The organism is Ferruginibacter sp., assembly GCF_028288465.1.
In the GTDB taxonomy this organism is placed as follows: Bacteria; Bacteroidota; Bacteroidia; order Chitinophagales; family Chitinophagaceae; genus Ferruginibacter.
Genome location: NZ_JAQBNR010000064.1, coordinates 61,971 through 76,119 on the forward strand (window position 1 = coordinate 61,971; position 14,149 = coordinate 76,119).

Consider the following 14,149-nt stretch of genomic DNA (forward strand, 5'->3'; position numbering starts at 1 on the left):
TTTAAAAAATATTGTATTTATGATGTTAGTGTTTTTTAAGCCGCTGATATTTTATACCAAACTGCAATGCGGCATTAAATAATTTGACATGCCCATCCCCCACACCGGATAGAGGAACACTCATTGTTGGCTCCAGTTGTAAAGAAAAAGACGAAGACAATTTCTTTTCAATTCCGGCTGAAAAATTCAGAACAGAAAAGGCGCTTTTATTGCCGGTATAACTATAGGCACCTTCACGAGGCATATTATTTCTTATGTAGTAATAATCATAATCCTCTCTCTTCATAATGTAAGATGAAAGTCCAGCTGTCGCAAAATAAGTTACACCTATTTTTTGTAAAATATTATACCGCATCGTTACAGGAATATCGTACACAAGACATGCTGCGTTTATTTTAACAATCTGCACCATGTTCCAGTAAGATCCGGCTTTGGCTTTATAGTCACCGGGTCCGGCTAAATATTTTTTTGTTCCTGCATAAAAGCCGGTTTGCACACTTACTTTTTTTGATAACTGGTAGCCAATACCTGCACCGAATTTCGCGGTAACAGGATTATTTTTAAAAGCCAGTAATTTCACGCTGCCAATTTCACCACCCGCGGAAGCCAGGAAATAAAACCTCGATACAGAAGGTATGATTGCTTTTTCTATGGGCTTATTACCAGTTTCAGTTTTTGTAATACTATTTTTCAAACTGTCTTTAAGTTTAGCAGAATTCTTTTCGAAAACTGGTTTTGTGTTCTGCTTACTGATAACGTTTGGCGCCGTAGTGGAAATAACAACAGGAGGCTGTTCTTTAATGGCAACATCATCTTCTTCACCAATTGCCCCGCCAGAAACTTGTGATACTATTTTCTTCTTTTTTGACCCAGTTATTTTTTTTGTTTTTTTAGTCAGGTCAAGTGAAGTTTCATTCGCCTGTTCAGCAATGGTGGGTTTAGAAAAATTCTTTTTAGTGCCATATGTTTTTACCTGTCCGATCGGAGAGAATGGCTTTTTAACGACGCTGGTTTCTTTGATACCATTTTCATTCTGCCGGGTCGGTTTCATCTCATCCTTCCTCGGCGGTGTGCTATTTTTTATTACATCACCTTCATTTGCTGAAGCGGATGGCTGTTCATTTATCTTAACACCTGTTTCCTTTCTATCTGCCCTGGTTATACTTTTTGCATTCTTAGCGGCAAGATGATTTTCTGCATCCGGCTTATTAGAAAAGAAAAGTATAACTGCGCCGCCAATAAAAAGTACTGGAATAGCAAACCACCAGAATACAAAACGGCGGCGCTTTTCTTCCTCGTTCAACCGTATATCCATAGCAGCCCATGCCTGTTCATCAAAAGCCGGCTCGCTGTTGGCAGCGGCTTCCCTGATGCGGTCTTCAATATGGTCAAACTGCTTTTTGCTCATAATATTTTATTGATGCTTCCATCAGCATTTTCTGAATATTTGCTTTTGCTTTAGAGAGATTTGATTTTGAAGTACCAACAGATATTTTCAAACGGCTGGCGATTTCTTCATGTTTAAATCCATCTATTACAAACAAATTAAAAATGGTTCTGTATACCGGGGATAACTGTTGCACAACATCCATAATTTCTTTGTACGACATTTTATCAATGGCTGTTTCTCCACTATGCTCCATCTCAAAATGAGATTCCTGCATTTCAGAAATCAGGTAACTTTTACTGTTTTTTCTAAAGTGATCAATGGCCGTATTGACAAAAATGCTTTTCATCCAGCCTTTTAACGAAGCTTCATAATTGTCATACCTGGGTTTAAAATTGCCCAGTTCCCTGTAAATTTTTATAAACCCATCATTTACTACTTCAATCGCATCATCTTTGCTATTACAATACCGCAAACAAATAGCCATAGAAAAGCCATAGAAATGCTGATAGAAAGCTTTCTGACTTTCACGGTCTGCTTGTAAGCACCCACGGATAATATGCTCGAGGTCTTGCTTCGTTGGTAAATTTTTAAGGTTGTTTAATAATCGTATTTAACGGCAAAATGGTTGCCTGACTTGTAATATCTTATTCTGTGATTTGAGTAAAGGCAATACAACTTAATGTAACCGGATTTTTAATTTTTATTATCATGCAAAAAAGCCACCGTGCTCCCGCATAGTGGCAATAAATATACAAAAAAGTTCTGTCTACCTTTTTCCCATACCAGGCATTTTGCCCATCGGCATTTTGTTCATCATTTTCATCATGCCTTTCATTTGCTCAAACTGTTTTAAAAACTGGTTCAATTCGGCAATGTCCTTGCCACTGCCTTTGGCAATGCGTAGCTTACGGTTTGGATTGATAATATCCGGGTTACGCCGTTCTTCCAAAGTCATCGAATTAATCATGGCTTCAATTCCTTTAAACGCATCATCATTGATATCAACATCTTTTATCTGCTTGCCTACTCCCGGAATCATTCCCATCAGGTCTTTAAGATTACCCATTTTTTTTATCTGCTGTAACTGGGTCTTAAAATCTTCAAAATCAAACTGGTTTTTACGGATTTTCTTTTCAAGTTTTGCAGCTTCAACAGCATCATACTGCTCCTGTGCCTTTTCGACCAGACTTACTATATCTCCCATCCCCAATATGCGTTGCGCCATCCTTTCCGGGTAAAAAACATCCAGCGCATCCATCTTTTCACCATTGCTCGCAAACTTAATTGGCTTGTTTACCGTGTATTTAATTGACAAAGCGGCACCGCCTCTCGTATCGCCATCCAGCTTGGTTAATACCACACCACTAAAATCCAGACGTTCGTTAAAGGCTGCCGCTGTATTAACAGCATCCTGCCCGGTCATACTATCTACTACAAATAAAATTTCCTGGGGATTTACCGCGGCTTTGATGTTGGCTACTTCCGTCATCATAACTTCATCCACTGCTAGACGGCCCGCAGTATCAATTATAATAACATTTTTATTTTTTGATTTAGCTTCTTTTATGGCATTTTGTACAATGCTTACGGCATCTTTATTTTCCCTTTCACTAAATACATCTACGCCTATTTGCCCACCCAATACTTCCAGCTGATCTATCGCGGCAGGCCGGTAAATATCAGCCGCTACCAATAAAGGCGATTTACCTTTTTTAGTTTTTAAATAATTCGCCAGCTTACCACTAAAAGTGGTTTTACCACTACCCTGCAGCCCGGCAATTAAAATAATGGCCGGATTACCGGACACATTGAATTCACTTTCCTTACCTCCCATTAATTCGGTCAGCTGATCCTGCACAATCTTTACCATCAACTGGCCCGGACTTACTGCAGTCAGCACTTTTTCGCCCAGTGCTTTTTCTTTAATGGTATCAGTAAATTCTTTGGCAATTTTATAATTCACATCCGCATCCACCAGTGCCCTGCGGATTTCCTTTACCGTATTGGCGATATTAAGTTCTGTAATTCTTCCCTGGCCTTTAACATTTTTAAAAGCGCTTTCTAACTTTTCACTAAGAGAATTAAACATTTTTCTTTATTTATTTAAACGGATAGATATAAAAAAAGTGAACCGTTATGTTCACCGTATACAATTGCAAATGTAATGGAAAATTTTAAGCTCCTAAATAGGTGCGCAGCAGGTTGCACCGGGAAGTTACCTGCAATTTGGTAATCGCTTTATCTTTTATCTGCCTTACCCTTTCCCTGGTTAGATTAAACCGTTCGCCAATATCTTCCAGGCTAAGCGCATGATCTACCCCAATGCCAAAGAAAAAACGGATCACATCTTTCTGCCGCTCAGTTAACGTACTTAACGATCTGTCTATTTCTGTAGCAAGTGAGGCTCTGAAAACCAGGTTCATGTCTGTACTTTCCGCATTGGGGTTTTCGAGTACATCCATTAAAGAGCTTTCATCGCCATCGCCAAAGGGCTGATCCATACTGACGTGCCGGACAGAAGCATTAAGTGATGCCGCAACCTCTTCTGTCTCCAAATCAAGGAGTGTTGCCAACTCCTCAGCTGTGGGTTCACGTTCATACTCCTGCTCTAATTGAGAAAATGCTTTGCTGATACGGTTTGTAAGCCCCACCTTGTTTAAGGGCAACCGTACAATTCTTGACTGTTCTGCAAGCGCCTGTAGTATACTTTGCCTTATCCACCATACAGCATACGATATAAATTTGAAGCCACGGGTTTCGTCAAACCGTTGCGCAGCTTTTATTAATCCAAGATTTCCTTCATTGATTACGTCGGGCAGTGTGAGGCCCTGGTTTTGATATTGTTTGGCGACAGAAACCACAAATCGCAAATTGGCTTTTGTTAGTTTCTCAAGTGCAGCCTGGTCACCCTGTTTTATTCTAATAGCTAATTTTACTTCTTCTTCCGGACTTATTAATTCTACTTTTCCTATTTCCTGCAAATATTTTTCTAAACTCTGGCTTTCACGATTCGTAATCGATTTCGTGATTTTGAGTTGACGCATACTCATAATACAGGTTGTTTAATTTGGTTAAAGTTTAAATGCAGTATGTTTGAAAAAACACATTTTGTTTAACGTAATTTATGGCATTTACAATACGTTACCAAAAAGAATTTTGTGAAAAACCCCATTTTTTTGTGAACGGCTTTTTCGTTTCAGACAGGTTATAAGAAATGGATAACAAAAAATAGTTAAGAAATTATCTTATTACCTCATTTATTTTGTTATTATTGCACTTACACAAGTACAGAATTAAAAATATTGGATGAGTAAGAAAGCACTATATACGTTAGAATACCCGGTGAGATGTTCCCCCGGTATTTTGTATGAATTTTTAAGCACACCTGCAGGACTTCAGGAATGGTTTGCAGATAAGGTTGATGAACGCGACGGCGTATTTAGCTTTTCATGGAATGGTGCTACCCCCGAACAGGCAGAATTGATGGAAGGTGAAGAAAACAGGTATATCCGCTTTCACTGGCTTCACATGCCCAAAAGCGAATACTTTGAATTCAGCATTGAAAAATCGGAAGTTACCAATCAAACAATTTTGGTGATTAAAGATTTTGCAGAAAAAAAAGATGTAAAGGATCAAAGTCAGTTGTGGGAATACCAGGTAAAAGACCTGTTTCATCGTTTAGGTAATTAATTTTTCAGCACTGCCAATAATTCTTCAAAAGATTGCTCAATGAAAAGTATTGCAGTATCCCAATGCTGCAACGTTTTTTTCTTGCTGATTTTTACAAATGATTTATTGTTAAGAACCGATGTAAATTCTTCCACCGAAACCTGGTCGAAGGGTATAAAATTGGCTGCGTCAAAAGCATGTTCCCACGGCTGATCATTGACACACAACCAATATTCATTCTGCTGGAGCCATACAAAATTCGCCAGTAATCTGGGCTCCATAAGGCTTTTATATTCGCCAGACAACTGCAGGGTAACGCTGAAAAAATTACCCCACCAAAAAAAAATCCGGATTGCAACTGTATTTTCCTTGTCAAAAAAACGGGGATAATCCAGCATTACATAGGGCAGTCCCCTGTAATTTTCCCCTCTTGAAATTTTAGGATCTTTTACAAAAATAACAGTGGGTAAATCATTTTTTTGTTGCAGCATACTGGCCTGCATTACCGAAAGTGACCCGCTAAAAAGTTCAATCACTTTCTGAATAATCACCTGTTTAGTTAAAATCCATTCGGTATTGCAAACCAATTCAAGTTCCTTGGCAGAAAGCATTATTTTTGTTTCATCCTTTGTCATAACGGTTAAGGTACAAATTACTTATTAAAGCTTCGCCTGCTGGCGGATTGGGATGATAAAAAAATTAGACAAACTGATTATCCGGTCGTTTTTAGGGCCTTTTATTGTTACGTTCTTCATCACTTTTTTTGTTTTGATGATGCAGAACTTATGGAAATATATTGACGACCTGGTAGGCAAAGACCTGGATCTTTTTACTATAGGTAAATTTTTATGGTATGCCAGCGCCACCTTGCTCACATTATCTATGCCCATTGCCATACTGATTTCTTCCATTATGACTTTTGGTAACCTTGGCGAAAGTTTTGAGCTGGTTGCTATTAAATCTTCCGGTATTTCGTTACTACGTTTTATGCGCCCGCTTATATGGGTTGCGCTACTGCTTTGTGGTATCACCTTTTTGTTTGCCAATTATGTTATCCCTTATGCTACCTTAAAGTTTAAAACCATTTACTATGATATTGCTTTTAAAAAACCCGCACTTGATTTAAAACCGGGTACGTTTTACAAACACATACCCGGCTATGCGATAAAAATATCCAAAAAAGATGCTGATGGAAAAACTATACACGATGTAGTAATTTATGAGCAGCAAAGCCAGTTACAAGACAATAGTATTGTTGCCGAACGGGGAACTATGAAGTTATCTGCAGATAAAAAATACCTTGAGTTTGTGCTGCAAAACGGCCACCGCTACCAGGAACGCGGTAACTCTGTAGATACCAGTACTGAGTTTATCCGCATGGGATTTAAAGAATATAAAAAGCTGTTTGATATTTCATCACTTCAAATGATGAATACCCCCGATTCTGTTTTTAAAAACGATTTTAAAATGATGAGTATTCGTTTACTCGACAAGTCGATAGACAGTACCCAAAAACAAAGAGATAGCCTTCGTAAAAAATTAACAGTTGACATAGGCACGCAAATGCACTATTTAAACTTGCCTGACAGCATCTGGAATAAAACACCGGCGGTAACCTCAGACACAGCCGCTGCTTTGGCAAAGCTGCCCGACTCTGTAAAAATAAAAGTATACGATGGTGCTCTGGCAATTGCATACGCTTTAAAAAATACTTACCAGCTCTCCGGTACTGAGATAGATACAAAACGAAACGGCATCAAAATGGGATTAATTGAATGGCACAGAAAGTTTTCGCTATCACTGGCATGCCTGGTATTATTTTTTATTGGTGCACCTCTTGGTTCCATTATCCGTAAAGGCGGACTTGGCATGCCGTTGGTAATGGCTATACTATTCTTTCTGATATTTCACCTGCTAAATATGTTCGGCGAAAAATTTGTAAAAGAAAATATGACCACGCCATTAATTGGAATGTGGCTGGCAATTTTGGTATTGACTCCTATCGGTATATTTTTAACTTATAAAGCCATGCATGACTCTGCACTGTTTAATAAGGAATTCTACTACCGGGTTTTTAAAGACCTTCGCCAGTCTGCAGGCCCGCTTGTTAATAAACTAAAACGTAAACAATAGTTAATTACATTTATACAATAAATAATTTTTATGAAACAATCATCACGCAGAAACTTTATTGCCCAATCTGCTTTGGCAGGTATTGGCGCCTTGGTAACCTTACCATCTTTAGCGGCCCGGGCAGATGCTGAGAACAAGCTTTCCGCAATTCCCTCTTCTCCTTTAAAGACTGGTTTTGATCAGCAACCCTTGCCCTATGCGTACAATGCACTGGAGCCGCTGATTGATACCATGACCATGGACATCCATTACAATAAACACGCTGCTACCTACAGCAAAAATGTGAAGGAAGCAGCCCAGGCCGAAGGTGTAGATACAACCAAGCCGCTGGAAGATGTGTTGAATAAGATTTCGAAATACACTGTAAAAATGCGCAACAATGCCGGCGGACATTATAATCACGAAATGTTCTGGAAGCTTTTGTCAGCTGATCCTAATACTCAACCAGACGCTAAATTATTGGCAGCCATCAATACCAGTTTTGGCTCAATGGATGAAATGAAGAAGCAGTTTACAACTGCGGCTACCAGCAGGTTTGGAAGCGGCTGGGCATGGCTGATATTTACTGCAGATAAAAAGTTAGCCATTATTTCAACCCCTAACCAAGACAACCCTTTAATGGATATCGCTGAAACAAAAGGTTTTCCTATAATGGGACTAGACGTTTGGGAACATGCGTATTACCTGAAATATCAAAACCGCCGGGCAGATTATATTGCCGGTTTTTGGAAATTATTAAACTGGAAAACTGCTTCAGAACGTTTCAACAGCATTTAAAACAGAGCCTTATTTTGTGAGGATTTGTAATTTTTTGTACCCGCTTTTCAGGCGGGTATTTTTTTATGGACAATGCAAGCCGTCGAAGAAAAACAGACTATCCCTTAATTGGCTCAGCCTTTGCAATCGAAGCCTGCTCAATGAGGCAACTATAGCAAAGGCTGATAAATTGGGGATGCAATCGTATAAACGAATATAGTTGTTGTAATGTTGCCGGAAGGTTACAATATTTTTTTTAGCAATTCTTTTTGTTTTAAAAACAATGCATTTTTAAATGCTTTAAAACCTACTTTCGTTTTCTATAAAAAACATTCTTTTATCAAAAATAATTTGTTATGCAAGTTTGGAAAGAGTACCAGGAAAAAAATAAGGACCGGTTTTTAAACGAGTTGCTGGACCTGTTGCGTATACCCAGCATCAGTGCGGCAACCGAGAATAAAGCGGATATGGTGACCTGCGCAGAAGCTGTAAAAAAACGCTTGCTGGAAGCAGGAGTTGATAAGGTTGAGATATATTCTACTGAAGGACATCCTATCGTGTATGCCGAAAAAATAATTGACCCGGCAAAACCAACGGTGTTGGTTTACGGCCACTATGACGTACAGCCTGCTGAGCCCCTGGAACTTTGGAAGAGTGGCCCATTTGAACCCGTAATTATTGATGGTAAAATTTTTGCCCGTGGCAGTTGCGATGATAAGGGACAGGTTTACATGCATGTGAAGGCCCTGGAAACATTAATACAAACCAATACGCTGGGCAACAATATCAAATTTTGTATTGAAGGTGAGGAGGAAGTTGGCTCACCTAACCTCGGCAAATTTGTCGCAACACATAAAGAAGTATTAAAGGCAGATGTAATTTTAATAAGCGATACCGCCATGATCAGTTTAGATACGCCCAGCATTGATATTGGTGTACGCGGATTAAGCTATATTGAGGTAACGGTAACCGGACCAAACCGTGATCTGCACAGTGGTGTGTACGGTGGTGCTGTTGCAAATCCAATTACAATGTTGGCGAAAATGATCGCGAGCTGTCATGACGAGAACAATCATATTACATTACCTGGTTTTTATGATGATGTTGTAGAAGCAACCGCAGAAGAAAGAAAATTAATGGCCGAAGCGCCTTTTGATGAAAAGGAATTTAAAGATGATTTAGGGATTCAGGAATTATGGGGGGAAAAGGGATATAGCACCAATGAACGAACCGGTATACGTCCTACTTTAGAGCTCAATGGCATATGGGGCGGTTATCAGGGGGAAGGTGCTAAAACTGTACTGCCCAGTAAGGCTACTGCAAAAATATCTACCCGTTTGGTACCCAACCAATCGTCTGAAAAAATAACGGCCATGCTGCTGGAACATTTTAAAAAAATTGCACCGCCCGGTGTAACTGTTACGACTTTTGACCACCATGGCGGTGAACCTTACATGACTCCTATTGATAGCACTGCCTATCTCGCAGCGGCCAAAGCAATAGAGACGACTTTCGGTAAAAAACCAATACCGGTGCGTGGTGGCGGAAGTATACCCATCTGTGCGCTGTTTGAAAAAGAATTAGGTATCAAAATAGTCTTTATGGGTTTTGGATTAGACAGTGATAACTTGCATAGTCCTAATGAAAAATTTAACCTGCAGAATTATTACAAGGGCATTGAAACCATACCGTATTTTCATAAGTATTTTACAGAGATGATGACTAAGTAGTGTCAAGTATTAAGTATTTAGATCACAGCTATCAATTTTAATGCGTTCTTTAAAACTGGAACCTGCAACAAAATAATTTGCAAGAAACCCCGTAATCGCTGGATGATTACGGGGTTTCTTGTCTGAGTACTTAATACCAGATACTTGATACTTGCTGTCTCACCTTCCCCACCCCCATTCTAAAAAAGCTGGAAACGCTCTCGCCCAGGTGGGCACGTCGTGCCTTCCATCCTGTAATTCCAGATAAGCGATATCATCGTCTTTATAGCCCTTAATTTTTAACTCCTCAATCAAACTGATGGTGTCGTCGATGGCATCAATAATACCATTGTTGTTGCGGTCAGCGGTTTCATCCTGTGTGCCCACTTCAAAGAAAAATTTGAGCCATGCTGAGTACCTACCTTCCTTCACCTGCCGGTGCATGATCCTGTTTTTTGATTCATCAAAATCTGGTGCATACTGGTCCTTATCCCTCCACCAAAGCGAGCCGCTAAAAACCCCCACTTTTGTAAATTCGTACGGGTAATTCCAAACAATATCCAGCGCACTTAAGCCACCCAAGGAAAAACCTGCATAGGATTTTTCAATAAAATCATATAACGGATAGGCTTTGCGCAATAATGGCAACAACTCTTCAAAAACAAACTGATCATGTAATGCCGCTTTAGCACCGCGATTCATGTAGTCCAGTATTTTTGCTGTAGCATATTCATTTTTTCTATCGTGCCCGCAATGGAGCCCGACACAAAAAACAGGTTGAATGGCATTGCGGTCATACAAGCCTTTTAAAATATGTTGAAAGTGCATGGTGACAAGATCCTGCCCGTCATTAATCAATAGTAAGCTTACTTCTTTTTTTGCAGCAGCTTTGTCAGGTAGATAGCAATCTACTTTTACATCTCTTTTTAAACAAACTGAGTGAATGATATGATGCTCTGTAATAACTACTGCGGTTTTCCTGTTTGGCATAACTCCAAAAATAAGCAAAGCGTATCAATTTTTCGCGGAGGCCATTTTTGATTACTGTCTCTTTTCCCGGTAAAACCCTTACGACCTGCAAGTATTATTTGGAAAATTCAGGCGAAAAAAATACATTGGGTTAGATATGGATCTGTTTACCAATGATTTAAAATCAGCAGTCATTTTTAAAAATCAGTTATGAAAAAAATAGGCATTTTACATGGAAAGGAAAGAAGTTTTCCCGATGCTTTTGTAGAAAGGGTAAACAGCAAAAATATTGAGGGCATTGTTGCTGAGCCGGTTAAAATAGATAAAGTGATACAGGGTGTAAGTAGTGGTTATGCAGTTATTATCGACCGTATATCTCAGGACGTGCCTTTTTACAGGGCCTTTTTAAAAAATGCTGCGCTTTGTGGTACAGCGGTCATAAACAATCCTTTTTGGTGGAGTGCAGACGAAAAATTTTTCAACAACTGCCTTTCTACAAAAATAAATATCCCGGTCCCTAAAACAGTGATTCTGCCCTCAAGGGAATTGCCGGTGGATACCACGGGAGACTCCTTTAGTAACCTGGCTTATCCGCTCGACTGGGAAGGCATTTTTAACTATGTTGGTTTTCCGGCTTACATGAAGCCCTTTGCAGGTGGCGGCTGGAAAAGTGTTTATAAATTAAATGATCAACATGATTTTTTTGATAAACATGGCGAAACAGGCGAACTGGTAATGATGCTGCAGGAAGAAATAATTTTTGAAGAATATTACCGTTGTTACTGCATTGGTGGAAAGTATGTTCGCATTATGCCGTACGAACCACGCAACGTGCATGCCTTGCGTTATGTAGCCGATTTTAAACCTTCGGAAGAAAAGCTGCAATTAATGACGGATATTGTTTTGCGTATCAATCACTACCTGGGGTATGATTTTAATACGGTTGAACTGGCATTGCGGGATGGCGTGCCTTATGCCATTGATTTTTGCAACCCTGCACCCGACGCGGAAAGAACCAGTGTGGGCGAAGAAAATTTTGAATGGGTAGTGGAAACAGCTGCAACATTTGCCATCGAAAAAGCCCAGGCACAAATAGATGGTGCAGATAATTTAACGTGGGGCGAATACATAAAAAGAAGCGCAGCGAAGCAACCGCTTTTTTAATAGATAGTTTTAATGGATAGATTTGGTGGATAATTTTTTTAATTGATAATGGATAATGGGCTGACCTGAAAAGCTGGCAGTTTTTTATTATTCCCCCATTCTTGATTGAAGATTATTCATACTTTAAAACCAGAAAAGGAAAGTGTGATGTGCAAGTGCATACATTTCAATTTTAAAGAATTATCAATTATCATTTAAGCAATTACCAATTATCAACTAAGCAATTATCAACCAACATGGCGAGCTTATCATACAAAGGATTTACTATTGGTGTTGAAGAAGAGTACATGGTACTTGACCCGGAGACAAGGGAATTAAAAAGCCATGAACAACGGATTGTTCAGGAAGGCCATAAAATTATCAAGGATAAGGTGAAAGCAGAAATGCACCAGGCAGTTGTAGAAGTGGGTACAGATATTTGCCAGGACATTGATGAGGCGTTCGTGGATGTGGCCACACTGCGTAAAACAATCAGTGGCATTGGCGAGAGCTTAGGCCTCAAACTGGGTGCGGCCGGTACGCATCCTTTCAGCCATTGGGAAAGCCAGCTAATTACAGACCATGCCCGCTACAACGAAATTGTAAACGAGTTGCAGGAAGCTGCCCGCAGCAACCTTATTTTTGGTTTACATGTGCACGTAGGGATGGAAAACAGGGAGATGGCTATTCATATCGCCAATTCGGCCCGTTATTTTTTGCCACATGTGTATGCGTTAAGCACCAACTCTCCTTTCTGGGAAGGGAGAAAAACAGGTTATAAATCTTACCGTACAAAAGTATTTGATAAATTTCCACGAACAGGTATACCCGATTATTTTGAAAGCATTGAAGCTTATGAGAGTTATATAAAATTACTGGTAAAGACAAACTGCATTGATAATGCAAAAAAAATATGGTGGGATCTGAGGGTACATCCTTTTTTTAACACGGTAGAATTCCGTATCTGCGATATACCTATGACAGTGCAGGAAACCATTGCCATCGCGGCACTCTTCCAGGCATTGTGCGCCAAGCTGTATAAGCTGCGTAGCCAGAACCTCAATTTTATGACATACTCGCGGGCACTGATAAACGAAAATAAATGGCGGGCCAGCCGTTATGGTATTGATGGCAGCATGATTGATTTTGGTAAGGAAACCGAAGTCAATACAAGGGTACTTATTTACGAATTACTCGATTTTATAGATGATGTAGTGCCGCAGTTAGGCAGCCGCCACGCCATCAACTATGTGCACAATATGCTTGAACAGGGCACAGGTGCAGACAGGCAGCTGAAGGTATATGAACAAAATAAAAATCTTGTTGAAGTGGTGGATTACATCCAGGGTAATTTTTTGGCCGGCATTTAGCAATTCAACAAGGTTTAATCGATTATCTGCAACTTTTATCCAGGTACAGCATTACTTCGAGAATACTCTACAACCTGCCTGAAGGATAAAACCGACAAAATTTTATTAATTTTGCGCCATGTCTTTAGTAGAAAAAAAGCAGTTTCGCATAGCTATTCTTGATTTATATGAGGGAGTTCCCAATCAGGGAATGCGCTGTATCCGTGAAATAATCAACCAGTTTAGTGATTTTAATAACCTCGAAATAAGTTGGGATGAATTTGACGTTCGTCAGAAAAATGAAGTTCCCGATCTTTCATACGATATATTTATTTCCAGTGGCGGACCTGGTAGTCCGTTGGACAGCGAAGGCAGCGAGTGGGAAAAAGTATATTTTACCTGGCTTCATACCATTGAAAAATGGAATGCAAATGAGGCTAACATCCAAAAAAAATATGTATTCTTTATCTGTCATTCCTTTCAGTTAGCATGCAGGCATTATAATATTGGCAACGTTTGTCAGCGAAAGAGTACTTCGTTTGGTGTGTTTCCTGTTCATTTATTAAAAGATGGTAAAAGAGAAATTGTTTTTGAAGAAATGAAAGATCCTTTTTATGCGGTGGACAGCAGGGATTTCCAGGTAATTGAACCTAAACACAATACCCTTCACCAATTAGGCGCCACCATTCTCGCCATAGAAAAAGAAAGGCCGCATGTACAGCTGGAAAGAGCGATTATGGCGGTTAGGTTTAACGAGTACATGATTGGTACCCAGTTCCACCCGGAAGCAGATGCTGTTGGTATGAGCATGCATTTGCAAACAGAAGATAAAAAGAAAACCGTGATTGAAAATTACGGTCATGATAAATGGAGCAGTATGATTGAACAATTGAACGACCCTGATAAAATTGTTTATACCTACGAACATATCCTTCCTAATTTTTTACAAATAGCTGTACAAAGTTTACAACCCGTGGAAATATAATTCCGTCATAATTGGTGATAAACTATGGTATTATGATTATTTTTAA

The 14,149-nt window shown here is 39.5% G+C and carries 13 protein-coding genes; 7 read left to right on the forward strand and 6 right to left on the reverse strand.

The window, feature by feature from the left end:
* Positions 1-25 precede the first annotated feature (25 nt).
* From JWR61_RS24505 to JWR61_RS24520, 4 genes are all read right to left on the reverse strand, one after another.
* A complete protein-coding gene (locus JWR61_RS24505; RefSeq protein ID WP_301930308.1) occupies positions 26-1,408 on the reverse strand; it encodes a hypothetical protein in 1,383 nt (460 codons plus the stop codon).
* Positions 1,389-2,000, reverse strand: a complete 612-nt coding sequence (locus JWR61_RS24510) for an RNA polymerase sigma factor (RefSeq protein ID WP_367881820.1) — start codon at positions 1,998-2,000, stop codon at positions 1,389-1,391. Before JWR61_RS24510 ends, JWR61_RS24505 begins: the two co-directional genes overlap by 20 nt.
* Before the next feature lie 156 nt (positions 2,001-2,156).
* Positions 2,157-3,479 (reverse strand): signal recognition particle protein, encoded by a 1,323-nt coding sequence (gene ffh, locus JWR61_RS24515; RefSeq protein WP_301930309.1) that lies wholly within the window; start codon positions 3,477-3,479, stop codon positions 2,157-2,159.
* An 85-nt stretch (positions 3,480-3,564) separates the two neighbouring features.
* A complete protein-coding gene (locus tag JWR61_RS24520; RefSeq protein WP_290335859.1) occupies positions 3,565-4,434 on the reverse strand; it encodes an RNA polymerase sigma factor RpoD/SigA in 870 nt (289 codons plus the stop codon).
* Between the two features lie 262 nt (positions 4,435-4,696).
* Here JWR61_RS24520 and JWR61_RS24525 point away from each other — a divergent pair, with 262 nt between their 5' ends.
* Complete coding sequence (locus JWR61_RS24525; protein WP_290335858.1) at positions 4,697-5,080, forward strand: START-like domain-containing protein; 384 nt, start codon at positions 4,697-4,699, stop codon at positions 5,078-5,080.
* Here JWR61_RS24525 and JWR61_RS24530 read toward each other — a convergent pair.
* The gene (locus JWR61_RS24530; protein ID WP_301930310.1) at positions 5,077-5,694 is read right to left on the reverse strand and encodes a hypothetical protein; all 618 of its coding nucleotides are present in this window, start codon (positions 5,692-5,694) and stop codon (positions 5,077-5,079) included. The two genes, JWR61_RS24525 and JWR61_RS24530, sit on opposite strands and share 4 nt — an antisense overlap.
* A gap of 52 nt (positions 5,695-5,746) precedes the next feature.
* Between JWR61_RS24530 and JWR61_RS24535 the strand changes: the two genes are divergently transcribed.
* The 3 genes from JWR61_RS24535 to JWR61_RS24545 all read left to right on the forward strand — a co-directional run bounded on the left by JWR61_RS24535 (position 5,747) and on the right by JWR61_RS24545 (position 9,678).
* Positions 5,747-7,192: an LptF/LptG family permease gene (locus JWR61_RS24535; RefSeq protein ID WP_301930311.1), complete on the forward strand. Its 1,446-nt coding sequence runs from the start codon at positions 5,747-5,749 to the stop codon at positions 7,190-7,192.
* Positions 7,193-7,222: 30 nt separating this feature from the next.
* Positions 7,223-7,969, forward strand: a complete 747-nt coding sequence (locus JWR61_RS24540; RefSeq protein WP_301930312.1) for a superoxide dismutase — start codon at positions 7,223-7,225, stop codon at positions 7,967-7,969.
* Positions 7,970-8,304: 335 nt separating this feature from the next.
* The gene (locus JWR61_RS24545) at positions 8,305-9,678 is read left to right on the forward strand and encodes a dipeptidase (RefSeq protein WP_301930313.1); all 1,374 of its coding nucleotides are present in this window, start codon (positions 8,305-8,307) and stop codon (positions 9,676-9,678) included.
* A gap of 159 nt (positions 9,679-9,837) precedes the next feature.
* Here JWR61_RS24545 and JWR61_RS24550 read toward each other — a convergent pair whose 3' ends face one another.
* Positions 9,838-10,647 carry an esterase family protein gene (locus JWR61_RS24550; protein WP_301930314.1) on the reverse strand — a complete coding sequence of 270 codons (810 nt, stop codon included), beginning with the start codon at positions 10,645-10,647 and terminating at the stop codon, positions 9,838-9,840.
* Between the two features lie 189 nt (positions 10,648-10,836).
* Here JWR61_RS24550 and JWR61_RS24555 point away from each other — a divergent pair, with 189 nt between their 5' ends.
* The 3 genes from JWR61_RS24555 to JWR61_RS24565 all read left to right on the forward strand — a co-directional run bounded on the left by JWR61_RS24555 (position 10,837) and on the right by JWR61_RS24565 (position 14,103).
* Positions 10,837-11,790: a RimK family alpha-L-glutamate ligase gene (locus tag JWR61_RS24555; protein ID WP_301930315.1), complete on the forward strand. Its 954-nt coding sequence runs from the start codon at positions 10,837-10,839 to the stop codon at positions 11,788-11,790.
* Positions 11,791-12,026: 236 nt separating this feature from the next.
* The gene (locus JWR61_RS24560) at positions 12,027-13,139 is read left to right on the forward strand and encodes a carboxylate-amine ligase (protein ID WP_301930316.1); all 1,113 of its coding nucleotides are present in this window, start codon (positions 12,027-12,029) and stop codon (positions 13,137-13,139) included.
* 118 nt (positions 13,140-13,257) lie between these two features.
* The gene (locus JWR61_RS24565) at positions 13,258-14,103 is read left to right on the forward strand and encodes a type 1 glutamine amidotransferase (protein WP_301930317.1); all 846 of its coding nucleotides are present in this window, start codon (positions 13,258-13,260) and stop codon (positions 14,101-14,103) included.
* Positions 14,104-14,149: the final 46 nt, after the last annotated feature.